Origin of the sequence: Caecibacter sp. AF58-12pH5A (genome assembly GCF_027681725.1) — a bacterium.
GTDB lineage: Bacteria > Bacillota > Negativicutes > Veillonellales > Megasphaeraceae > Megasphaera > Megasphaera hominis.
The window spans coordinates 1-22,354 of the sequence record NZ_JAQDBC010000038.1 but is presented as its reverse complement, the minus strand read 5'-3'; the positions used below and the strand labels follow the sequence as shown (position 1 = coordinate 22,354).

The window sequence follows — 22,354 nt, the reverse complement described above, 5'->3', positions numbered from 1 at the left end:
AACTATAAGTGCAGCGGATAGGAGCGACCTATTCACTACATGTTTATGGTACTAGTACGCGCGGCTGGGCCGCGGGGGAGAGAGGCAGTTTGTTGAAATGATATGTTTTTGTATCAACCTCTATCGGCCGCTTTATTACATCAACGTCATCACCACTAATTTCGACTCTTCCGTCACCCATGGTGACACCTTCCCTCCAGGGAAGGCACAGGGAGAAAGCAGCACAAAGGCCTCGCACGGGCATATGCCAACCCAGTGCGAGGCCTTTTCTTTATATCCTATATATACTTCTTAGTCTTCCGTACCAGCCAACTGCTTGCCCGGTTTTACAAAGATCCAGGCTACGATGGCTACGACGCCAAAGAGGGCCGTATACGTAAAGGCATTATTCCAGCCGTAATTGGTAACGAAGAAAGCCGTTACGATCGGTGCGAGGACGCCGCCAATGTTGCCCCAGAGGTTCATCCAGCCCGATACAGAACCGGTGTATTTACCGCCCAGGGAAATAACTGTAGACCAGCTGGCGCTCATGGAGAAGCCCAAAGCACCTAAGGAAACGCTCATCCAGAAGATCGTTTCTGCTGCGCCGCTGGCTGTATTAGCTGCGACGAAGAGGCCCAAGGAGGTGACCGCAACGCCGGCAATGGCCGTGAGCGTACGCATGGTGTACTGGCGGTTGCTGTCCTTGCTGTGTGCCATTCTATCGGAAATGAAGCCTGCTACAAAGACCATGGCCATGAGGGCAATCCACGGGAAGGAAGCCCAGATCCCCATGGATTTCAAGGACAAGCCGTGTACTTCCGTGAGGTACAGAGGCAGCCAGGCCAAAAAGACGTACATAATATAGTCGACAATGAAGAACTGAATCCCAACAGCCCAGAACTGAGGCGAGCGGAGGAAGCGGCTCCACGGAGCAGTCTTCTTTTCGCTTGCAGCAGCGCGGCCTTCATTGATGTAGGCAGCTTCTTCTGCGTTTACATACGGGCTGTCTTTCGGATCATCACAGGCATAGCGATGCCAAACCCAGGCGAGGACACAGCCGACGAGGCCGAAGATGATAAAGACGGCGTTCCAGCCCAAAGCCGCCATGAGTGCTACTGTGACCATCGGTCCTACGACGGGGCCAAAGAAGGTCCCCAAGAGGATAGCCGAGCTGGCCTTGCCCTTTTCATCCTTATTGAACCAGTTGAATGTAGCCTGGCCTAAGGACGGAAATACCGGTCCTTCACCGAGGCCAAAGGCCAAGCGGACAGCAGCAAAGCTCAGCTTGCCCTGGGCAAAGGCCGTCAGGGCCGTAAAGCCGGACCACCAAAGAATTGCGCCGGCACCGGTCTTGCGAAGACCAAATTTTTCAGCCAGCATGCCGCCAGGCACCTGCATGAGCGCATAGCCCGCAAAGAAACACGTCTGAAGAAACCCCATGTCCATTTTAGTAAAACCGAATTCCTGCATAATGACGGGTGTTGCTACGGACAGGTTGACGCGATCCATATAGGCGACAAAGCTGATGAGAAAAATAAGAAAGGCGATTTTCCAGCGAAAATTCGTCATTGTACGTTGTTTTGCCTGCGACACAGCCGCAGAGATTGTCTTTTCCATAAGCATACCCCTTCCGATACAGTTACATCGAACCGCTACTCCTCACTAATAACCGCCACAGAGGGTACAAAAAACCCCTGCTGCCCTATATTAGAGCAACAGGGGTGATGTCTCGCGGTACCACCCTGTCATTATACTTCATGCCTTGTGACAGACAGCCTGTAACGCTGGCTAGCGGCTGTACCTAGGACTCCCGGGCATCTTCAGTACAGCGACTCCAGGGTGATGTCGATATGATACATGTCCACCGGCATCTCAGCAGCACCGGCTCTCTGTAGGACTATCCCCTACCATACCTTTTCCCTTTCTTCGTCTCTATGCGGCACTACAGATAAGTAGTGCTTGTATTAGTGAGTTGCGCTTATTATCCTCGAAAAAGGGTACCTTGTCAAGCGAATTTTTAAAACTTTTTCGGTTAAACGTTATATATCCTAACACATTAAACGATATACTTAAAATTAGCCGTTGCGAACTGCCTATTCGATGGCTGTAATGACGCGTTCCTCTGCAGCTTGCCGCAATGTGGCATCGGGTACTTCTTCGTTCCGGTCCATGTATACTTCGAGGGCCTGCAAATCCTTCCGGACCCGTACGTCGTGTACACCCGGTATGGACGCAAAGTGTTCCACTAAGGACTGGAAGGCGGCGCCGTCAGCCACGTGGACGAGCTTGTAATCGAGGCGTTCAATACGGAAAATGACTGGCCGCGTGCCATCAGAACAGCAGGCGATCATCTGGTGTTCGTCGCGCATCCAGCCGCGCATGATGGAGCCACCCTGCAGGCCCGTATAGATATAGCGGGCAATGGCGTCCCACGCTTCCGAACAGTGGGGCATAGCCGGGCCGCCGGCCACGCCGTCAGCCGTGTAGCTCGTCTTTTTCAGCGTATTAAGGCCCATGTGCCAGAAATCATCCGTAAGGCCATAGCGTTCAAAGACAAACGTATCGCCTACATTGTAGCACGGGCAGGCGCCGGACTGCGGGTCGGCACAGTAGGCTGCCTGTAATTCCGGATAGAGTTTTTTATCGATAACCGTGACTTTGACTTTGTATTGCATGAAAGCTGCCTCCTTTTATCTTTTTAAGAGCTTTTTACTCACAATGTATTACCCAAGCGATAGGCTTCCTTGGCAAAGGCCGTGCCCGCTAAATGGGCGGCATCGGTGCAGCCGTGGGCGTAGACGGCACCGGCGGCCTGCCAGCCTAAGTAGCGCATATCCGTCTGGAACCAAATGCGCATGCCATCCATGAAGGACGGATCCGGATTGGACCCGGTCACGAGGAGGATGCATTTCTTCCCGGTGCCGCGGATATGGTCGTCAATGCCGTGATAACGGTCGATGAGGGCCAGAAACTGGGCCGACGCGGCGTGGTAATACAAGGGCGTCGCGTAAATCAGGGCGTCTGCCTTTTCTATTTTTTTGTAAATGTCCGTATAGCATCGTCATAGATGCACGGGTTCTTGCCGCTTTCACAATGATTGCAGCCAATGCAGGGATGGACGTCCACAAAGGCCGCATCCACCCGGTCGACAGTATGACCTGCTGCGCGGGCGCCGTCTATGGCCTGTTCAGCCAAGTAATTCGAGCAGCCGTGACGGTGAGGGCTGCCGGTGATGACGAATACGTTCATGTTTTTCTATCTCCTCTGTCCCCGCTCGCGGGACTTTCTTTTGTTTATCCCCTCTGTCCTCGCTCGCGGGACTTTCTTTTGCTTATCCCCTCTGTCCCCGCTTTGCGAGACTTTCTTTTGCTTATCCCCTCTATCCCCGCTTCGCGGGACTTTTTTATATCCCCCCTCTATCCCCGCTCGCGGGACTTTCCCCTAAGGGAAAGCGATTGGATTATTCTATGTAGTAGACGCGGTGTTCTTTGCGTGCGGCTGCTTCGGGATGGGGGCAATCGGCGTAGCCTAAGACGCAATGGCCAATGCCTTCCCATTCGCCTTCGATGCCCAGTTTTTTCAGGAGTTCCTTTCCATAGGGGAGCTCAAATTCTTCCTTGGCCCGGTGAATCCAGCAGCTGCCGATGCCTTCGGAATAGGCGGCGAGCATGAGGTTGCCCATGACTAGGCTGCCGTCGTAGACGTGGTTGACCCATGTCTTGTCAGCCAGGACAATGAGTACGACCGGTGCGCCGTAGAAGGGGTCGAAGCCCTCGTCCCAGCCGCCGATTTTGCAGTTCAGCTTAGACAGGTCGTCGCGGATTTCTTTGTTCGTAAGAGCAATAATTTTCGTCGCCTGCTTGCCCATGCCGCTGGCGGCGTAGAGGCCGGCTTCAATAATCCGGTCGACGACGTCGCACGGCACCATATCGGGTTTGTACTTGCGGATACTGCGTCGTTCTTCCATCGCTTTTATCATGTCATTCATTTCTTTTCCTCCTCTTCGGTGTTAAAATTAGATGTATTATATTTTGCAATCGCTGCGCCCTGTACGGCCTAGCCGGCCCGGGCGTATTTTGCCGTCCTTGCCTGGTACGGCAAACGCAGCCTAAGGAGCTGATTTCCATGATAGGAATTACAAAGGGCCAGATCGATCATCCGGACCGCATTCTTTCCTATTTTAAACGGGAGCTGCCCATTCTCGGTATCGTTACCGTGACGGGCCTCCTCTACAACCTCGGCCTCGGCGCCGGCCCCTACTTCGAAGGCCTCATGGCCCAGTGTCTCTACGATATTCTGCGCCACGACGCAGTCCCTATGGATATGGTAAAAATCGCTACAGCCTACGTCGTCGTCCTCGGCCTGGTCCAGGCCATGCGCGCCGGCAAGCGCTACAGCGTACGCATTTTTTCCGCCCAAATCAGCTGGATCATGCGCCATACGCTGTACCATTCCCTGGTGCACATGAGCCGCCACGAGCTGGGCCGGGAAAACCTGGGCAACCTCATGACCAAGGCCGTATCCGACGTCGATGCCTGCTCTGAAGGGATGCGGAAATTTACGACAGAAATCTTCGATACGGGCATCGCCCTCATGGTCTATTTCGTCATGCTCCTCGTCTACGACTGGCGCCTGACGTTCCTCGCCTGCTGCATGATTCCCGTAGCCTACGTCCTGGCCAACCGTCTGAAGCACGTCGTAAGCCGCGCCAATATCGCCTACAAGGGCGCCGAAGGACGCCTCAACCTGATGACCATGGACCGCATCAGCCACGCCCTGACGTACCGCATCAACGGCCGCGAAGAAAGCCGTGACCAAAGCTACGAAACACAGCTCACGGCCTACGAAAAAGCCAGTGCCAAAGCCAACATCTTCGAAGGCAGCATGATGCCCATTTACAACGCCATCGCCATGGGCGGCATGCTCATGATCTTCTACTTCGGCGGCCGCAACGTCTTAGGCGACGGCTGGACGGCCTGGGATATTGCCAGCTTTACGACGTACGTCGCCTGCTTTACAAAGCTCGCCATCAAGACCAGCCACGCAGCGAAGCTCTTCAACGCCGTCCAAAAAGCCCAGGTCTCATGGCAGCGCTTAAAGCCCCTCCTAGGCCTCCACGTCGCCCAGGCCGCTGAGCCCGCGCAGGCGGCAGCCGCCCCGGCGGCACCGGTAACCCTGACGCTCTCGGATGTAGCCTGCCGCTACGACGCGTCGTCACCGTCGCTAGCGCACCTTTCCTTTACGGCAAAGCCCGGTGACATCATCGGCATTACAGGCGTCGTCGCCTCTGGCAAGAGCATGCTCGGCAAGCTCTTCATCGATGAAGTCCCGTGGCGCGGGACAATCCGCCTGGGCGACCGCGATTTCCGGGACCTCACGCAGGCCGAACGGCGGTCGTACATTTCCTATATGGGCCACGAGCCGGAGCTCATGACGGCGACCATAGAGGAAAACATCGCCCTGGGCGATCCCATCGACGTCTGGCCCTATCTCCAAAGCGTCTGCCTCGACGAGGAAATTGCCGCCTTACCGGACCAGGCCCAAACCGTAGCCGGCAGCAGCGGCACCCAGCTTTCCGGTGGCCAGCAGGCCCGTATCGCCCTGGCGCGGACCTTGGCCCACGTAAAGCCCATCGTCGTCCTGGATGACCCGCTGGCCTCGGTCGACCCCAAAGGGGAAGGCCGCATTCTGGCCAACCTGCGCGCCACCGGCCAGGACAAGGTCATCCTCTACATTTCCCACAGGCTCCTCCATTTCCCGGATTTTGACCGGGTCCTCTTTCTCCACGACGGCACGGGCACGTGCGGCACCCATACAGAGCTTATGAGCCGCTGTCCCGCCTACGCCGAACTCTACCGCAAGCAAGCAGAGGGGGTCGATTACGATGCACGCTAAGAGAGCCGATTACACACCGGTCAAGGCCTCGGTCAAAGCCTCCCTAGAGGCCCATCCCCAGGCCGTCGTCGTCCTCATCGCCCTGATTACGGCGTCGGTCATAACGAGCCTCTTGCCACCCCTCGTCTTAAAGGAAGTCATCAACAGCCTCACGGCCGGCCAGGCGATTCCCTTTACGCTGGCCGGGCTCTATCTTTTTCTCGTCGTCATATCAGACCTCTTTGAAACGGCGCAAAACAGTGCCATTACCATTTTCGGCCAAAAGATTACGCACGGCCTGCGCTCGGTCCTCTGTGCCAAGCTCGACCGCCTGCCGGCAGCCTATTTTACGCCCCACCCGGCCGGGCGCATTACGAGCGTCTTCGTCAACGACGGCGACACCATCGACACGCTCTACTCCGACGGCGTCGTAGGCATGCTGGCCGACAGCTTCAAGCTCATCGGCATTTTGTTCATCATCTTCCACGAATGTCCCGGCCTGGGCATCCTCCTGGTCATCCTCACGCCGTTCCTCTTTCTCCTGACGCGCCATTTCCAGCGCTCTACCCTGTCGGCCCAGCGCGATAACCGCCAGGCCATTGGCCGCGTGAGCAACCACGTCCCGGAAACGATCCGCAATATCCGCATGATCCACGTCCTGGGCAAGGAACGCTACATGGAAGACCGGTACGACACGTATATCAGCGAAAGCTATACAGCCGTAAACCGTTCCAATTTCTACGATGGCATTTACTCACCCATCATCAAGACCGTCCAGACCGCCGTCGTCGCCGTCATGATGATCGCCGCCGTGTCGGGCCTGGAGCTGCAGTCCCTCTTTGGCCTCAGCGTCGGTTCGGCCGTAGCCGTCATTTCCTACGTGGCCAAGATCTTTACGCCGATTGAAAATATCGGCATGGAGCTGCAAAATATCCAGACCGCCATTGCCGGCCTGCGCCATATCAGCGAATTTTTGAATGAGCCGGAACTCGTCCCACCGGCACCTGCCCGTCCCGTACAGGAAGACGCAGCCATCGTCTTTGACGACGTGACCTTCGGCTACGTGCCGGACCAGCCTGTGCTGCAGCACCTGTCCTTTACGATTGCGCCGGGAGAACACGTCTTTTTCCTGGGCCGCAGCGGTGCCGGCAAGAGCACCATTTTCCGCCTGCTCCTGGGCCTCTACACGCCGCAGGGCGGCTCCATCCGCCTCTTTGGCCGGGCGCCCGAGACGATTACGGCCAGAGAAAAACGGCAGCTCTACGGCTGCGTCGAACAGGATTTTAAGCCTGTCGTCGGCACGCTCCGCGAGCAGATCACCCTCTTTGACGCGGCCATTACGGACACGGCCGTATGGGAAGCCCTGCGTCTGGCCCGCCTGGAAGGTGTCGTCCGCGCCCTGCCCAAGGGTCTCGACACGGACATGAGTCTGTCCCTTTTCTCACGGGGACAGCTTCAGCTCCTCTCCATTGCCCGGGCGGTTGTCCTTTCGCCAAAGGTCCTTCTCCTCGACGAAATTACGGCCAACGTAGACAGCCAGACCGAACAGGACGTCCTCCAGGCCCTGGCCGCTGCGGCAGAGGGCCGGACGGTTCTTTCCATTTCCCACCGTTTGTCGACGATTATGAAGGACAAGCGGAAAATCCACCTGACCTAGGAGGCAAGCCCATGTCCCGTACACCGAAATATATCTTTGCCGGCGATTTCCGCGACTTAGAAAGCTACTTTGCCGCCTGTCCCCACAAGGACGTCTCCTTCCGCAAGGGCGACTACCTGTGGGAGCCTGGCGAGCCCTTCGACCGCATCCATTACATCCGCTCCGGCGTCGTCCAAAACTACCTGGTCCACGAGACGGGCCACCGGAAAATCATATCCTTTCACGCCGGCGGCACGATTTTCCCGGGCTTCCACTACCTGCACTACCAAATAGAGGAATCCCTCCTTAGTACGGCCATGACGCACGTCCAGGCCTACGAATATACGCAGGACCAGTTCGCCGCCATGTTCGCCGAAAACTTCACCCTCGTGCGCCACGTCATCGACTGGTTCTCGTCGTATACGAATCTCCTCATCTACGACAGCGGCCATCAGGAATACAACAGCTCCTTCGTGCGGCTCTGCAACCTCCTCTATCTCCTGAAGCTGAGCGATACGGGCCGGCAAAATCTCCTGCACGAGCTGACCCAGGAAGAGCTGGCCGATACGCTGGGCGTGAGCCTCATGAACGTCAGCCGCGGCCTGACGGAGCTGCGCCACCGCGGCATTATCGAGACGAAGCGCAAGGCCATTACCATCTTAGATGCCGACGGGCTCATGGCCCTGTGCTCCGGCGAAACATTGGCACCTCCAACGCCTACAGTATAGCAAAACCTGTATTTCCGCTTCTACAACAAATGATGTATAACGCAAAAAAACCGGGTCTCCTTATGCGGGAGAGCCCGGTTTTTACGTCTACCTGTCTATTCGTCTGTCAGGGGCAGGTCTTTGATTTTCTTGGCCGGCACACCGCCGACGAGGGTATTGTACGGCACGTCTTTTGTCACGACGGCACCGGCAGCGACGATGACGTTGTTGCCGATGTGGACGCCGGCGACGAGGGTGACGTTGCCGCCGATCCAGACGTCGTCACCGATGACAATGGGTTTGGCAATACCCAGGTGCTTGCGGCGGCCGTCGCGGCTGAGGGGATGGTTTACCGTCGACAAGAGGCTGCCCGGGCCGATCCAGACGATATTGCCCATGCGTACCGGCGCAATATCGAGGATGGTCACGCGATAGTTGGCAAGGAATTCGTCCCCCACAGAGATATTCTTGCCATTATCGCAGTAAAAGCCCGGCAGGATGTTCGGGTTCTTGCCGACGCTGCCAAAGAGGTCGCGGATAGCGGCGTCCTTAGCGGCTGCATCTGTGACGGGAATGGCCTCCAAGCGGGCACAGCCCGTAGCGGCACTGAGCTTGCGTGCGTTTACCTCCGGGTCATTTACATCATAGGGCAGGCCAGCCTGCAGTTTTTCCAATTCCGTCATAGATATCCATTCCTTTCTTATTTGTACGCTTGTTCAAAAATAGTGAGATAATCGTCATCCGACAGAGGCAGCGGGTCGGCTGTAATGTCGCCGCCTAATACTTCGTGGATGCGCTTTGGGTATTTCTTCAGTTCGTCCCGCGTAATGCCGGCGTCGCTCATGCGCAAGTCGGCGCAGCCCACAGACGCGATGAGGTCGTCCAGGGCTTTGATGAAATCCTTGCCGCTCGTCGCGTTTGCGACGCCCATGGCCTTGGCCATCTTGATCATCTGTGGTTCGCAGGCCTTGCGGGAGGCAAAGAAATCGAAGTACGCATGGGACAGCATGATCAGGCCGGCGCCGTGAACGAGGTTATCGTGGTAGCCGCCCATGGCGTGTTCCATCGTATGCTGGGATGTGCAGAGCATGTAGAAGCCGGCCAGCGTATTGGCCAGGGCTACGTTGGCCCAGGCTTCCATATCGTCGCCGTTGGCATAGGCCTGAGGCAGGTTCTAGGCAATGAGTTCAATGGCCTTTAAGGCAAACATTTCGCCCATGGGATGTTCGTTCTTGCAGATCACCGATTCGGCGGCGTGGAAGAAGGCATCCATGCCCTGGTAGGCCGTGAATTTCGGCGGTACGCTGCGCATGAGGTTGGCATCGACGACGGACAAGACCGGCAGCATGGACGGGAAGAAAATGCCCGTCTTTTCCTGGGTAGCTTCGTTGGTAATGACCGACGCCATGTCGACTTCCGAGCCTGTGCCGGCAGAGGTCGTAATGGCTACGATGGGAGCCGCTGCGTTCGGTGCCTGTTTTTTGCCGCCGTTGACAGAGAGGCTGTAGTCCCAAATATGACCGGGGTTGGTCATCATGAGGGCAATGCACTTGGCGCAGTCCATGACGGAGCCGCCGCCTAAGGCGATGACGAAATCGCAGCCTGTCTGTTTGCCCATGGCTGCGCCGTCCATGACGTTGTCGCTCGTCGGGTTCGGACGGATCTGGTCAAAGACTTCATAGGTTACGCCGGCCTGGTCCAGTTCTTTTTCGAGAGCCGCCAAATAGCCGAAGCGTTTTGCCGACGTGCCGTTGCTGATGACGATGAGGGCTTTTTTGCCCGGCAGTGCTTCACTGTGCAGTTCCTGCAATGTTCCCGGCCCAAACAACACCTTAGCCGGCATGTGGAATGTAAAATGATACATATATCTTCTCCCCTTTTCTTTGTAATACGTAGATTTCAGACAGGCTGTATGCCTGTCCTTTCGTGTATTATTGTAGCGAAAGGGGTAGAAAAAAACAGTGCCATAGATTAAGATTAATAGTGACAAATATTAACTTTACTAGAGGTGAAAGCTATGCCAGAAGCAAGAAATGAAACCGTCGCGGCGGCACTAACCGAGTTGAGCGAGCGTTTTCCCCATCTCCATTGGGATTTCCGGCCCGATCCGTCAGGCGGGCGGACAGAGCTCATTTCCCAGTGGCTGGGCGAAGCCGACGAGGACGTCATGCTCTGTGCCTTTCGCGGCGCCCACATCGATGAACGTTTCCACCGCCAGGATTTCTTTTTCCTCAATTTTGCCTACGGCGGCGATTACGATGCCCTGAGTGCGCGCTACAACAACCGCATCACCCTGCACTGCGGCGACTGCTACATCGGCCAGCCCTACAGCGGCTACGCCATGAAAAAGGACGGCGACGAAGAAACGACCATCGTGGGCCTGCTCATCCAAAAGGAAGCCTTTTTCCGGGAATACCTGGAACCCCTCTCGGCCGATACGGCGCTCTTGCGCTTTTTCCTGGAGCCGCAAAAGAATAAATACGCTGACGAATTCATCCGCCTCACGCTCCCTGACGACTCGCCCATTTGGCAGCTCCTGGACCTGATGCTGGTGGAATACGTAGAAAAGAAAGAGGACAGCCAAAAAATCCTCAAGGCCCTGACCTTGTCGCTTCTCTTATACATAGCCCGAAGCTATCATGTCGGCCAGGAACCGGCGAGACCTACGGCGGCAGAGGCCCTGTGCGACTACATTGCCCTCCACTCCGACACGGTGACCCTGCGCTCCCTGGCCAGCCACTTCGGCTACCATCCCGTCTACTTGTCGCGCCTCTTGCCAAGGCTCACGGGAAACCATTTTTCCGCTCTCGTCACAGACGCGCGCATGCGCAAGGCCGCCCTCTTTTTAGACAATACACAGCTGAGCATCGAAAAAATTGCCGCTCTCCTGGGCTATAAGGATAGCAGCAATTTCTACAGGGCCTACAAATCCTATTACGGCACGACGCCGCGGCAGCAGGACTGAGGCTCAGGCGATGGTATAGCCCGCTGCTGCCAGGACAGCGAGGGCCCGGTCAAACTGCTCGGCCTTCGTAAAGACGTAGTCTGTATTGTACGTCGAGACGGCAAAGATGCCGATTTCGTTGTCGGCCAGGATGGTGCTGATCTTAGACAAAATGCCGATGAGGGAAAAGTCCAACACGCCTTCAATGCGGAAGGCCTGCCAGCCGGGATCGCATTTCGTCGCGTTAGCCGGTACGGCGGCAGACGGGCAGACGAGGGAGTTTTCTTCGTCCGTCTTACCGATGAAGCAGTACGTCCCGGTCAGATCAGTCTGGGAATAGTCTCCTACCTGGCAGACAGAAAAATCTACATGCAGTGGTTTTAAAATCATCGTGGTGCCTCCTTTTTCAGGTGTCCCCTGCGCTATCGGTTGCGCGTACAGGGGACGCTTTTTTTATGATACCACACAAACGAGTTTCCGGCACCTCTATGCACTGCAATCATTTTTATTTTTTAATTTAATCATCATTATTTTGAAACAAATTTAAGATTACGTGCGTTTTACTATATTATTTTAAATTATTTTGTATTTTTATCTTTACAAATTAATAAATCGGGTGTAGAATGCAAAACATAGTTAAACGCTTCATAGAAAACGTTTAACGATTGAAAGTCCCTGCGCGTCTGAGGGGAGGCACAGGGACTGAGGGGAATTTGTCTTGCAAGGGGGAATTCACATGAAGAAGCACATTTTTCGAACCAAGTCCATCAACGAGTTCATGCTGGAAACAAAGCAGGACGGCGGCATGAACCGTGTCCTCGGTACGTTCGGCCTGACCATGCTCGGTATCGGCGCCATCGTCGGCACGGGGATTTTCGTCCTCACCGGCGTAGCGGCGGCCAACTTTTCCGGGCCGGCCCTGGTCATTTCGTTCATCATCGCAGCCTTAGCCTGTGGCTGTGCCGCTCTCTGTTATGCGGAGTTCGCAGCCATGGTACCGGTTGCCGGCAGTGCCTACACGTATGGCTACGTGGCCTTAGGCGAATTTTGGGCCTGGATCATCGGCTGGGACCTGTTGCTGGAATACGCCTTCGGTGTATCTACCGTCGCCATTGGCTGGTCCGGGTATTTCAATAATATCCTCACGAATCTGGGCATTACGCTGCCGCATGCCTTGATCGCCGCTCCCTACGACGGGGGCATCGTCAACCTGCCGGCTGTCCTCATTCTCGTAGCAATTGCCGTCATCAATATCCGTGGCGTCAGCCAGAGTGCCTGGGTGAACAACATTATCGTCGCCATCAAGCTCGCCGTCGTCGGTATTTTCCTGGCCTTAGGCGTAAGCCATGTCGATGCCGCCAACTGGGTTCCCTTTATGCCCTATGGCCTGTCCGGTGTCCTCACAGGCGCTTCGATCATCTTCTTTGCTTACATCGGCTTTGATGCCGTTTCGACGGCTGCAGAAGAAGTAAAACATCCGCAGCGCGATCTGCCTCGTGGTATTATCCTTTCGCTTATCATCTGCACCATTCTCTACATCGCCGTTTCGGCTGTCCTCACAGGCATGGTCCCGTACCTGGCCTTCAAGACGACGGCGGCACCGGTTGCCTTTGCCCTGCAGGCTGTAGGCTATCACTGGGGCGCTGCGGCCGTTTCCGTCGGCGCCATTTGCGGCCTCACGTCGGTACTCCTGGTCATGAGCTTTGGCCAGAGCCGTATTCTCTTCGTCATGTCCCGCGATGGTCTTTTGCCGAAATTCTTTGGCCACGTCCATCCGAAATATAAGACGCCGGTCCGCAGCTCTGTCCTGGTTTTCCTGTCGACGGCCATTACAGCCGGGTTCCTGCCCATCAATATCGTCGCTGAAATGACCAACATCGGTACGCTCTGTGCCTTTATCATCGTCTCGGCTGCCGTTATTCTCCTGCGCAAAAAGGCTCCGGACCAGTCCCGTGCCTTCAAGTGTCCGCTCGTGCCGTACGTACCGGCCCTGTCCATCATATTCTGCGGCATCCTCATTTACATGCTGCCCTTAGTAACACAAATCCGTTTCGTCGTTTGGCTGGCCCTGGGTCTGGTCATCTACTTTGGCTACGGCTACAAGCACAGTCTCCTGACAACCCTGCGCCGCAGTACGGCACCGGCTGCGGAAGAGACCGCACCGGTCCTGCCGGAAGGCGAAGAAACGCGCACCATCAGCATGCACTAAAAGTATTTCCTCGAAGTATCCACTTCCGTAACCCGGGCCCAGACAGCCATCCCCGCTGTCCGGGTCCGGTCTTTTTTTGTCTCTATCCGAGGCAGCGCAAAAAGAGGCCCGGGATGGTTTCTTCGGCCAGGTTGTGCAGGGTGAGCTGGAGGAGGCTGACCTGCACGTCGGCGGCGGAGAGCTTGGTCCTTACGACCAGCTCATCCAGGGGCCGGGCTTCGCTTTCGCTGAGGGCTTCCCAGACGGCTTTCCCGGCGTCCGTAAGGGCGGCTGCTGCATTTGTTTTTTGCCCGGCTTCTTCGCTCTCCCAGCCGTATTCGTCGAGGACGTCGGCAGCCTCTGTGAGGATGGCGGCGCCCATGCGGATCAGGTGGTTCGTCCCCTGGCTCTGGGTGGAAAAAATACTTCCCGGTACGGCAAAGACGTCGCGGCCTTCTTCGAGGGCAAAGTCGGCCGTAATGAGAGAGCCGCTCCGCAGGGCTGCTTCGACGACGATGACACTGCGTGAAAGGCCGGCAATGATGCGGTTGCGGGCCGGGAAATTCTGGGCCACAGGCTCGCTGCCAAAGGCAAATTCCGTTACGATGGCCCCGCCCTTTTCACAGATTTCGGCAAAGAGGCGCTTGTTTTCCGGCGGATACGTCCGGTCCAGGCCGCTGGCAATGACGACCAGTGTCTGCCCCTGTACGTGCAGGGCCCCCTTGTGGGCCTTTGTATCGATGCCGCGGGCGCCGCCGCTGACGATGGTCACACCGTTACGGGCCAATGTTTCTGCGACGTGGCGGCTCACGTTGAGGCCGTACGGGCTGGCCTTGCGGGAGCCTACGATGGCCACGCGTTTGTCCGTCTCTGTGAGGGTTCCCTGATAAAAGAGGACTGCCGGTGCGTTGCACGTTTCCTTCAGTAAATAGGGATAGGCCTCGTTGCGCCAGGTCACGAGGCGGGCTCCGTAGCGCTTCAGGTCCGCTTCCTGCCGGTCCCAGTCAAAGCGGCGGCGCGCTGCGTCGACGGTGGCGCCCAGCTTGCTGCCTAAGGCCGCGACCCGGATGACCTCGTCTGCCGGTGCCGTCCAGGCCGCCCGGGCGCTGCCAAAGTAGTCTACGAGACGGCGGATGCGCCGCGAGCCCAGTCCCTTCAGGGCCTGCCAGGCCGCGGTGTAGCGCTGTTCGTCTGTCCACGTTTCCATAGGCTTACGTCCTCTGCAGTTTATTGCGGTAGCTCACGGCCTCGCCGACGTGCTTGGCTTCGATGTCGCGGTCACCGGCCAGGTCGGCAATGGTCTGGGAGACCTTGATGATGCGGTCGTAGCTGCGGGCACTGAGCTTCAGGCTGTCGAAGACCTGCTGCAAGAGCTCCTGCGCCTCTTTTGTAATGTGGCACGTTTCCCTTAATTCGCGGTGTCCCATGTGGGCATTACAGACCAGGTGGTACGGTGCCAGCCGTTCCTTTTGGCGCTGCCGTGCGGCGAGGACCCGTTCGCGGATGGCTGCCGACGATTCCTGGGGTACCGCCGAAACGAGCTCGGCGTACAAGGGCCGGTTCACTTGGACGTGCAGATCGATGCGGTCCAAAAGGGGCCCGGAAATCTTACGGACATAACGGCGGATTTCCCCAGCCGTACAGGTACAGATTTCGTCGGAGCCATAATTGCCGCAGCAGCAGGGATTCATGGCGGCGACGAGCATGCAGCGCGCCGGATAGGTAAGGGACGCGTTGACCCGGGCAATGTGGACCTGGCCGTCTTCCAGGGGCTGGCGCATAACCTCCAGGACCGAGCGGGGAAACTCGGGCAGCTCGTCCAAAAAGAGAACGCCGTTGTGGGCCAGCGTCACTTCGCCGGGCTTGGGGATCGTACCGCCGCCGATGAGGCCGTTCGAGGAAATGGTGTGGTGCGGGCTGCGGAAGGGCCGTTCGGTCATCATCCGGTCCTGGCGGAAGAGGCCGGCTACGGAGTAAATCTTAGTCACCTCCAGCGATTCCTGCAGATTCATGGGCGGCAAAATGGACGGCAGGCGCTTGGCCAGCATGGTCTTGCCCGACCCGGGCGGGCCGATCATGAGGATGTTGTGGCCGCCGGCAGCGGCGATTTCAAGGGCCCGCTTGGCCAGGAACTGGCCTTGGACCTCGGAAAAATCGGCACTGTAGACGTGCTCCTCCGGCGCTACGCGGGCTGCGGCGGCAGGCTCTATTTTCTTTGCTTCTGTCAGGTGGCGGATGACCTGGCGCAGGGACGTGACGGCGTAGACGGTCATATCCTTGCAGAGCAGCGCTTCGGCTGCGTTTTCCTCACTGACAAAGACCGTGTGAAAGCCCTCGTCCATGGCCTGAATGAGCATGGAGAGGATGCCGTGGACCGGGCGGATATTGCCATCTAAGGAGAGCTCGCCCACAAAGAGGCAGCCTTCGGTCTTGGCCGGCGGGATCTGGCCGCTGGAGACCATGATGCCTATGGCAATGGCCAAGTCGAGGCCGGTACTGTCCTTTTTCAGCTCTGCCGGCGCCAGATTCAGGGTAATGCGGCGCATGGGAAATTCATAGCCGCTGTTTTTCATGGACGCCCGGACGCGTTCCTTCGATTCCTTTACGGACGTAGCCGCCATGCCGACGATTTCAAAGGCCGGCAGGCCGTTGGCAATATCCGTTTCTACTGTAATCATATTTCCCTGCAAGCCTAAAATGGTGGCTCCATAGACACGTGCAAACATTCGTCCTCCTCAGCGTCACAGCCAAAAGGCGTTTTTGATGTGATTCAATTTCAGCTCCTGCCGCGGGTCCTGAATAATCTCGATGACGTCAAAGCGGCACGGCCGGTCCCAGCCATGGTGGTAGTACAAATAGGCCTCGGCGGTGCGGCCGATTTTGCGCTGCTTTCGTTTTTCTACGGCTTCAGACGGCCAGCCATAATAAAAAGACGTCCGTGTCTTGACCTCGATAAAGACCCACGTGTCGCCGTCCTTGGCGATGATGTCGATTTCGCCGGTCGTCCTGCCGTAGTTGCGGTCCAAAATCGTATAGCCGCACTGCTCTTCCAAATAGCGGGCCGCTGCGTCTTCGCCGCGCTGGCCCAGTTGTTTTTCCTTATTCAGCACGTTTACTCACCTCGCTGGTTCCACTATAGCAAAGGAATCTGAGAAGCGCCTGAGAAGGAGATGAGAATCGTCTGAGAGAGATGAAAAGAAGATTAAAATAAAATGAGAGGAGCATTAAAAAAACAGCCTTGCCAGAGTATTCCTGACAAGGCTGTTTGCTTATTTCATGTGTAAGATCAGATAGGCCATGATGCCGGCCATAATGGCAATGGAAATGATGCGGATGAGCGTGCCCGAATTGAGCTTCTGCTGCGGGCGCTTACGCCGCGGCGGCTGCTGTGGCTCCGACGGGACCCGCACGATGCGGCGCCGGCGGCGGACCCGCATAGGACGGACAGTGGGCTCGTCCTTTATACTCCCGGCCATGCCATTTCCTTACCGCCCAGAATGTGGGCATGCATGTGGTGTACCGTCTGGCCGGCTTTTTCACCGGTGTTGAAGACGACGCGGTAGCCGTCCTGGGCCAGGCCCAGCGTTTCAGCTACTTTCTGGATGGCAAAGAGCATCTTGCCGGCTACTGCCGCATCATCCGGCGTCAGGGCCGCAATGCTCTGAATGTGTTTCTTCGGAATGACCAGTACGTGTACCGGTGCTACAGGGTTGATATCCTTGAAGGCGAAGAAATCGTCGTCTTCGTATACCTTGGTGCTCGGAATGTCACCGGCAATGATTTTGCAGAATAAGCAGTCTTCCATCTAAATCTCCTCCTTGATCGTACCTAGTAATGTATTGCCATCGGTGCCGGTTACGGCAACTGTTACGATGGCCCCCTCCTGATCAGGTGCCAGGCCGCTGACGCTGACGCGTTCGTAGTTTTCCGAAAAGCCTTCGCCTGTCGTGTGGTCTTGTTTTTCAATGAGCACGTGGACCGTAGAGCCGACCATGCTTTCCAAAAGCGCGTGCTTCTGGCGGGCCGACAGTTCCTGTACGCGTTCGACGCGCTGCTTCTTCACGGCCGTTTCCACCTGGTGCGCCATGGTCGCCGCGGGCGTACCGTGACGGGGCGAATAGGGGAAGGCGTGAATGTGGGAAAATTTCAAGCGTTCCAGCGATTCCATCGTTTCTTCAAAGAGCTCATCCGTTTCGCCGGGGAAACCGAGGATGAGGTCCGTAGAAATGGTGAGGTTTTGAATCTGCTGGCGCAAGGTATCGATGAGGTCGAAGAACTCGGCCTTCGTATATTTGCGGTTCATGGCCTTCAAAATCGCATCCGAGCCGGACTGCAGGGGCAGGTGCAAATGGGGGCAGACGCGGTCTGACTCATTCATGACCGCCATCAGGTCCGGATCGACTTCGATCGATTCAATAGAACCCATGCGGATGCGCTGTACGTCCGTTTCGGCCAGGAGGCGGCGCACGATGAGGGCCAGCGTCGGCTTTTCCTCCAGGTCCTTGCCGTAGGCGCCGAGGTGGATCCCCGTGAGGACCAGCTCCTTAAAGCCCGCTGCGACGAGGCGCTTGGCTTCGGCTACGACGGCATCGGGCTGCCGCGACTTGAGTGCGCCCCGCGTATAGGGAATGATGCAGTACGAGCAGAAATTATTGCACCCTTCCTGAATTTTCAGGTCTGCCCGCGTGTGTTCTACGGCCGAGGGATACAAGGGAATTTCTTCAAATGTATCGGCCTGGCGCACGTTGTGCACGGCGGTTACGGCGTCACTATCGGCGTGGCCGCCGCGGCCGAGGAGCATTTCCACGATGGGCACGATGCGTTTCTTTTCGTTCGTACCGATGACGGCATCGACGTCGGGCATGGACGACAAGAGCTCCGGATCGAGCTGGGCGTAGCAGCCCGTGACGACGACGGCCGCCTGGGGATTCATCTTCTTCGTGCGGCGAATGAGCTGGCGGGATTTCTTCTCCCCTACGTGCGTCACCGAGCACGTATTGATGACGTACACGTCGGCTGGTTCATGAAATTCTTTTTCTGTATAGCCGGCCTCCATAAAAAGGCCGCGCAGGCTGTCTGTGTCATACTGGTTGACACGGCAGCCGAGAGTGGCAAAAGCGATGGTTGGCATTACGTAAATCCTCTTTCATACATAATAATGGACAAGGCCGCAAGGGCCGCCGTTTCGGCCCGCAAAATGCGCGGTCCCAGAGAGACCGTGGCACAGGCGGCGAGGCGTGCTTCGGCCAGGGCGATTTCCTCGGGCGCAAAGCCCCCTTCCGGGCCGATGCAGATGACGACGTCGCCGGTCTGCACGCTGGCGCACACGTCCCGCAAGGGGCGCGTTTCCCGTTCGTAGGGAATGAGAAAGGGTTTGTCACCGTAGTCCCGGACGAGGCCCTCAAAGGAGACGACGTCGCCGATCTGCGGGATATCGTTACGGCCGCACTGCTTGGCCGCTTCGGCAGCAATTTTCTGCCAGCGCGCACAGCGATCCTTGCGGCGCGCATCATTTAATTTTACAACACAATGGGCCATTTGTACAGGAACGACGCGGCTCACGCCGAGCTCGGCGGCCTTTTGGACGACCCATTCAAACTTGTCGTTTTTAAGGAGGCCTGCTGCCAAAATGACCTCGCCCTGCCGTTCTTGTCTCGCTTCCAGAAGCTCTAGGGGCTCGAGCGTTGCCTGACGGCCGTCGCTTTCTGTAATACGGCAGGAAAAGGTCTGGCCCGTACTGTCCGTCACGGCCAGCGTGTCGCCTACACGGTGGCGCAGGACGGTCATGACGTGGCGCGTATCGTCCGGGCTCAGCAAAAAAGGCCCGCTAATCGGTGTATTCGTAAAAACTTTTCGCATTCAGTCTCTCCTCAGGCGGACGGCATACCAGCCATCGCGCAGTGTATCAGCCACCCAGGTGTAGCCTTCCTTGGCGGCAGCCTGGCGGATTTCTCCGATACGGTCGTCGATAATGCCGCTGACGATGATTTCCGTCCCTGCCTTGCAGTAGCGCTGCATAGACGGCAAGAGGGCCAGGACGGCATTGGTGACCAGATTGGCCACGATGACATCGGCTGCAGGGCCGTCTTCGGAAATGGCGTCGAGCAAATCGCTGTTTAAGACTTCGACGACGTTTTCTACATTATTTAAGTCTACGTTGACGACGGCCTGGTTCACAGCCTGGGCGTCGAGATCGACAGCCGTCACGTGGGCTGCGCCCAGCTTGGCGGCGGCAATGGCGAGGATCCCCGTGCCTGTACCGATATCGTAGACCAGGGAATCGGGCTTTACGACCTCTTCCAAATAGGCGATACACATGCCCGTCGTCGCGTGCAGGCCGCTGCCAAAGGCGACGCCCGGGTCAATCGTGATCACTGCATCACCGGCTGGCGGCGTCATCGTTTCCCACGCCGGCTGGACCCAGAAATGAGGCGACACCTTTTGGGCGTGGAAATAATCCTGCCACGTATAGAGCCAGTCCTTGTCGTTGGCATCCTTAGACGACAAATGCCAATGGCCCAGGCGCGAATCACGGCTCTGGAGCTCGCGCAACTTGTCGCGGATCTGCTGCTCTGCCCCGGTATCGCTGGCGGAGAAATACGCCGTAATGCGGACGTCATCGCCGCGGTTTTCGTCATCGTGCAAAACCGTACCCTGACTGCCGCATTCACACAAGATCAGTGAAGCCAAGTCGGCATAGTCCTGCGGTACGATGAGATCCATCTCTTTATATTCCATGGTATATTCCCCCGTTTCTATGACAAATCGTTAATAGCTGTTTACAAGAAATATTATACCATATTTCAAGCCGTATAATGTAAAAGAACCCGGGACAAAAGCCCGGGTTCTTTTCGTATCAGATAATATAGAACCACGTTTCATCGTTTTCATCTGCCACAGGCTCTACAGCCTTCTTGTCCGCATCAAAGCGCAGCTCCTGGTTCTTGACGCTGACCTTGGTGCCCGGCTCGACGGACTTGGTAATAAAGACGTTCCCGCCAATGACGGAGCCCTTGCCGATGACCGTATCGCCGCCCATAATGGACGCGCCGGAATAAATGGTCACGTTGTCTTCAATGGTCGGGTGACGCTTTTTGTGCTGCAGTTTGCGGCCATCCTTGAGAGACAAGGCCCCTAAGGTCACGCCCTGGTAAAGCTTGACATGCTCGCCAATAATCGTCGTTTCGCCGACGACAATACCCGTACCATGATCGATGAAAAAGTACTTGCCAATCTCCGCACCGGGGTTGATTTCGATACCCGTCTTGCTGTGGGCATACTCGGCCATGACGCGGGGAATAATAGGAATCTGCATCTTGTACAAAATATGGGCAATACGGTGAATGGAAATGGCAAACAAACCGGGATACGAGAAAATAACCTCCGCCTTGCTCTCTGCCGCCGGATCCCCTTCAAAAATAGCCTCAATATCCGTTTCGATGTACTCGCGGATCTTAGGAATCGTCTTCAGCAGCGTCAGCGTCGCCTGCTCCGCCCGGTCCTCGACATGATCGATTTCCACATTCTGCGTCATCCCCTTGTAGCGCAAAGCAATGGCAATCTGCTTCGTCAAATTATATGCCACATCTTCAATCACTACAGTCAGGTTATTGCCAATATCATAAAACCGGTACGTCTTGTCCTTCACATAACCTGGAAAAATAATCCGCAGCAGCTTATCGACAATAGAAACCACCGTCTTCTTAGACGGCTTATTGAAAATATCCAGCTTATCGACCTCACGATTCCCCTCATGCGTATAATCCGCCAAAATACTATCGATAACCCCTTGAATCTGACTCGTCATTAATTCCCCCATACTACCGCTCCTCTTCTTTACCTGATTAGTTAGTAAAATAATACTTTTATAGTACACTTTTAGTCACTTATTGTCAAGATAGGTGCTGGTATTGAGAATGAGAGGCAGAAAGGACACCTATGGACGGGCCCAGACTTTCTCTTAAGAGACAGTGGCCGATAGAGTGAGAACAAAAAGCAGACGGAAGCTGAGTATCGCATGAGAGGCGTACAGCGTAAACAGATTAGAGAGTGCTGCCGTAGTCTGGGAAAGGGATAAAGCAAAAAGACGGCCGCAGCCGCCTTTTCTTTGTCAAACGCTTATTTCATTTGTTTGTTCAGGTTTTTGAAGAATTTGTCTACAATACGGGTATACATGCCCTTAAAATCAGTATTCTGTTCTTTGTCGCGGGCATCCTCACACGTGAATACGAGGGCCCCGGTTTTCATGTCATACGCATCAAAACGGACAGTCAAATACATCATGACATAGCGTTTTTCGGGAGTCGTTTCCGGAACAGGGATTTGGCGTACTTTGTCGTGGTAGCCGTTTTTATCGTGGACTGTTTCGTGGATTTCTTTGGTGGTCCATTGGGTCTTGGCTGGGATGACGCCTACTCGTTTTTCGCAGCGCGTCACCGTGGGGACAACGTAGAGATCGGCCCGGGCATCCACAGCAGCCTGGGGAATACGCACGGCCGTGCTGGTGGTTTCCGGTGCCGGTGTCTGGGCAGTTTCAGTAGTACTGCCCGGCAGAATTGCTGCGCCTGGCAAAATAGCCGCTGCCCCTTGGAGCGGTGCCGTAATAACCTTTACATCTTTCATTTCAGCCGCTTTTTGATTAAAAACAATCTGAAACGAGCGGCTTTCAGATGCCTGGGCCGCCGATACGGCATCGGTATTTACTGTAGCCGTGTAGATGATGCGGTCCTTTTGAAAGGCATGGCCAGGATCGGACCATTGGGAATAATTTGCCTGAACAGTCATGGCGAACATGGCAAAAGCGGATAACAGGAAGGGAACTAAGAGTTTTTTCTTCATTGGTGAAATGGCAGACCGGTGTGTAGTTGAGGAATCGGTCTGCTACCTCCTTTCTCTTCGGGAAAAATAAACCGTTTTCTTGTAAACAGACTGTATGATTGATTATAACATAACTTGCTTTCTCCGGGGAGAAAGACCTGCTACCATAAGTCAAGGGGTCAACAATAATTTTTTAATTCTTTTGT

Annotated in this window: 22 protein-coding genes and 1 pseudogene; 5 read left to right on the top strand and 18 right to left on the bottom strand. The window is 56.0% G+C overall.

All coding sequences use genetic code 11. The features are described from left to right. Window positions 1-291: 291 nt before the first annotated feature. From PGX44_RS12070 to PGX44_RS12055, 4 genes and pseudogenes are all read right to left on the bottom strand, one after another. Window positions 292-1,599, bottom strand: a complete 1,308-nt coding sequence (locus tag PGX44_RS12070; protein ID WP_186504286.1) for an MFS transporter — start codon at window positions 1,597-1,599, stop codon at window positions 292-294. A 476-nt stretch (window positions 1,600-2,075) separates the two neighbouring features. Then, the gene (locus PGX44_RS12065; protein WP_498855541.1) at window positions 2,076-2,657 is read right to left on the bottom strand and encodes a TIGR04076 family protein; all 582 of its coding nucleotides are present in this window, start codon (window positions 2,655-2,657) and stop codon (window positions 2,076-2,078) included. Window positions 2,658-2,695: 38 nt separating this feature from the next. After that, window positions 2,696-3,231: pseudogene (locus PGX44_RS12060) on the bottom strand (flavodoxin family protein). Between the two features lie 211 nt (window positions 3,232-3,442). Further along, window positions 3,443-3,970 (bottom strand): nitroreductase, encoded by a 528-nt coding sequence (locus PGX44_RS12055; RefSeq protein WP_498855540.1) that lies wholly within the window; start codon window positions 3,968-3,970, stop codon window positions 3,443-3,445. A 137-nt stretch (window positions 3,971-4,107) separates the two neighbouring features. Here PGX44_RS12055 and PGX44_RS12050 point away from each other — a divergent pair, with 137 nt between their 5' ends. Genes PGX44_RS12050 through PGX44_RS12040 form a run of 3 tightly spaced genes read left to right on the top strand, consistent with a single transcriptional unit; the run spans window position 4,108 to window position 8,220 of the window. Beyond that, on the top strand, window positions 4,108-5,877 hold the full coding sequence (locus PGX44_RS12050) for an ABC transporter ATP-binding protein (RefSeq protein WP_498855539.1): 1,770 nt from the start codon (window positions 4,108-4,110) through the stop codon (window positions 5,875-5,877). Next, complete coding sequence (locus tag PGX44_RS12045; RefSeq protein ID WP_498855538.1) at window positions 5,867-7,513, top strand: ABC transporter ATP-binding protein; 1,647 nt, start codon at window positions 5,867-5,869, stop codon at window positions 7,511-7,513. The genes PGX44_RS12050 and PGX44_RS12045 overlap by 11 nt, the downstream gene beginning before the upstream one ends. Window positions 7,514-7,524: 11 nt before the next feature. Next, the gene (locus PGX44_RS12040; protein ID WP_289002056.1) at window positions 7,525-8,220 is read left to right on the top strand and encodes a Crp/Fnr family transcriptional regulator; all 696 of its coding nucleotides are present in this window, start codon (window positions 7,525-7,527) and stop codon (window positions 8,218-8,220) included. A 95-nt stretch (window positions 8,221-8,315) separates the two neighbouring features. On the opposite strand, the gene PGX44_RS12035 is transcribed toward PGX44_RS12040, so the two are convergent. From PGX44_RS12035 to PGX44_RS12025, 3 genes are read right to left on the bottom strand one after another with little or no spacing between them, the layout of a single operon-like run. Continuing rightward, window positions 8,316-8,882 (bottom strand): sugar O-acetyltransferase, encoded by a 567-nt coding sequence (locus tag PGX44_RS12035; RefSeq protein ID WP_498855537.1) that lies wholly within the window; start codon window positions 8,880-8,882, stop codon window positions 8,316-8,318. A gap of 17 nt (window positions 8,883-8,899) precedes the next feature. Beyond that, window positions 8,900-9,370: a dehydroquinate synthase/iron-containing alcohol dehydrogenase family protein gene (locus PGX44_RS12030; protein ID WP_498855542.1), complete on the bottom strand. Its 471-nt coding sequence runs from the start codon at window positions 9,368-9,370 to the stop codon at window positions 8,900-8,902. 3 nt (window positions 9,371-9,373) lie between these two features. Beyond that, on the bottom strand, window positions 9,374-10,063 hold the full coding sequence (locus PGX44_RS12025) for an iron-containing alcohol dehydrogenase (protein WP_498855536.1): 690 nt from the start codon (window positions 10,061-10,063) through the stop codon (window positions 9,374-9,376). A gap of 153 nt (window positions 10,064-10,216) precedes the next feature. Here PGX44_RS12025 and PGX44_RS12020 point away from each other — a divergent pair, with 153 nt between their 5' ends. Further along, a complete protein-coding gene (locus PGX44_RS12020; protein WP_498855535.1) occupies window positions 10,217-11,164 on the top strand; it encodes a helix-turn-helix transcriptional regulator in 948 nt (315 codons plus the stop codon). 3 nt (window positions 11,165-11,167) lie between these two features. On the opposite strand, the gene PGX44_RS12015 is transcribed toward PGX44_RS12020, so the two are convergent. Next, entirely contained in the window at window positions 11,168-11,533 is a 366-nt protein-coding gene (locus PGX44_RS12015; RefSeq protein ID WP_498855534.1) for an ACT domain-containing protein, read from the bottom strand. A gap of 346 nt (window positions 11,534-11,879) precedes the next feature. On the opposite strand from PGX44_RS12015, the gene PGX44_RS12010 reads away from it, so the two are divergent. Next, window positions 11,880-13,352: an amino acid permease gene (locus PGX44_RS12010; RefSeq protein WP_498855533.1), complete on the top strand. Its 1,473-nt coding sequence runs from the start codon at window positions 11,880-11,882 to the stop codon at window positions 13,350-13,352. Between the two features lie 82 nt (window positions 13,353-13,434). Here the strand turns inward: PGX44_RS12010 and dprA are convergent, their stop codons facing one another. The 10 genes from dprA to PGX44_RS11960 form a co-directional block, all read right to left on the bottom strand. Further along, the gene (gene dprA, locus PGX44_RS12005) at window positions 13,435-14,538 is read right to left on the bottom strand and encodes a DNA-processing protein DprA (protein WP_498855532.1); all 1,104 of its coding nucleotides are present in this window, start codon (window positions 14,536-14,538) and stop codon (window positions 13,435-13,437) included. Window positions 14,539-14,542: 4 nt separating this feature from the next. Further along, on the bottom strand, window positions 14,543-16,057 hold the full coding sequence (locus tag PGX44_RS12000; RefSeq protein ID WP_498855531.1) for a YifB family Mg chelatase-like AAA ATPase: 1,515 nt from the start codon (window positions 16,055-16,057) through the stop codon (window positions 14,543-14,545). 15 nt (window positions 16,058-16,072) lie between these two features. Next, the gene (locus tag PGX44_RS11995; protein WP_288201607.1) at window positions 16,073-16,441 is read right to left on the bottom strand and encodes a YraN family protein; all 369 of its coding nucleotides are present in this window, start codon (window positions 16,439-16,441) and stop codon (window positions 16,073-16,075) included. A gap of 159 nt (window positions 16,442-16,600) precedes the next feature. Beyond that, the gene (locus PGX44_RS11990; RefSeq protein WP_498855530.1) at window positions 16,601-16,807 is read right to left on the bottom strand and encodes a hypothetical protein; all 207 of its coding nucleotides are present in this window, start codon (window positions 16,805-16,807) and stop codon (window positions 16,601-16,603) included. Then, complete coding sequence (locus tag PGX44_RS11985) at window positions 16,792-17,136, bottom strand: histidine triad nucleotide-binding protein (protein ID WP_186504300.1); 345 nt, start codon at window positions 17,134-17,136, stop codon at window positions 16,792-16,794. The genes PGX44_RS11990 and PGX44_RS11985 overlap by 16 nt, the downstream gene beginning before the upstream one ends. Further along, the gene (gene mtaB / locus PGX44_RS11980; RefSeq protein ID WP_498855529.1) at window positions 17,137-18,462 is read right to left on the bottom strand and encodes a tRNA (N(6)-L-threonylcarbamoyladenosine(37)-C(2))-methylthiotransferase MtaB; all 1,326 of its coding nucleotides are present in this window, start codon (window positions 18,460-18,462) and stop codon (window positions 17,137-17,139) included. Next, window positions 18,462-19,190 (bottom strand): 16S rRNA (uracil(1498)-N(3))-methyltransferase, encoded by a 729-nt coding sequence (locus PGX44_RS11975; RefSeq protein ID WP_498855528.1) that lies wholly within the window; start codon window positions 19,188-19,190, stop codon window positions 18,462-18,464. The genes mtaB and PGX44_RS11975 overlap by 1 nt, the downstream gene beginning before the upstream one ends. Continuing rightward, on the bottom strand, window positions 19,191-20,069 hold the full coding sequence (prmA, locus tag PGX44_RS11970; RefSeq protein ID WP_498855527.1) for a 50S ribosomal protein L11 methyltransferase: 879 nt from the start codon (window positions 20,067-20,069) through the stop codon (window positions 19,191-19,193). It abuts the gene before it with no gap. Window positions 20,070-20,187: 118 nt separating this feature from the next. Beyond that, window positions 20,188-21,150: a serine O-acetyltransferase EpsC gene (gene epsC, locus PGX44_RS11965; RefSeq protein ID WP_498855526.1), complete on the bottom strand. Its 963-nt coding sequence runs from the start codon at window positions 21,148-21,150 to the stop codon at window positions 20,188-20,190. 299 nt (window positions 21,151-21,449) lie between these two features. Beyond that, window positions 21,450-22,169, bottom strand: coding sequence for a hypothetical protein (locus tag PGX44_RS11960; protein WP_498855525.1), 720 nt, complete (start codon window positions 22,167-22,169; stop codon window positions 21,450-21,452). Window positions 22,170-22,354: the final 185 nt, after the last annotated feature.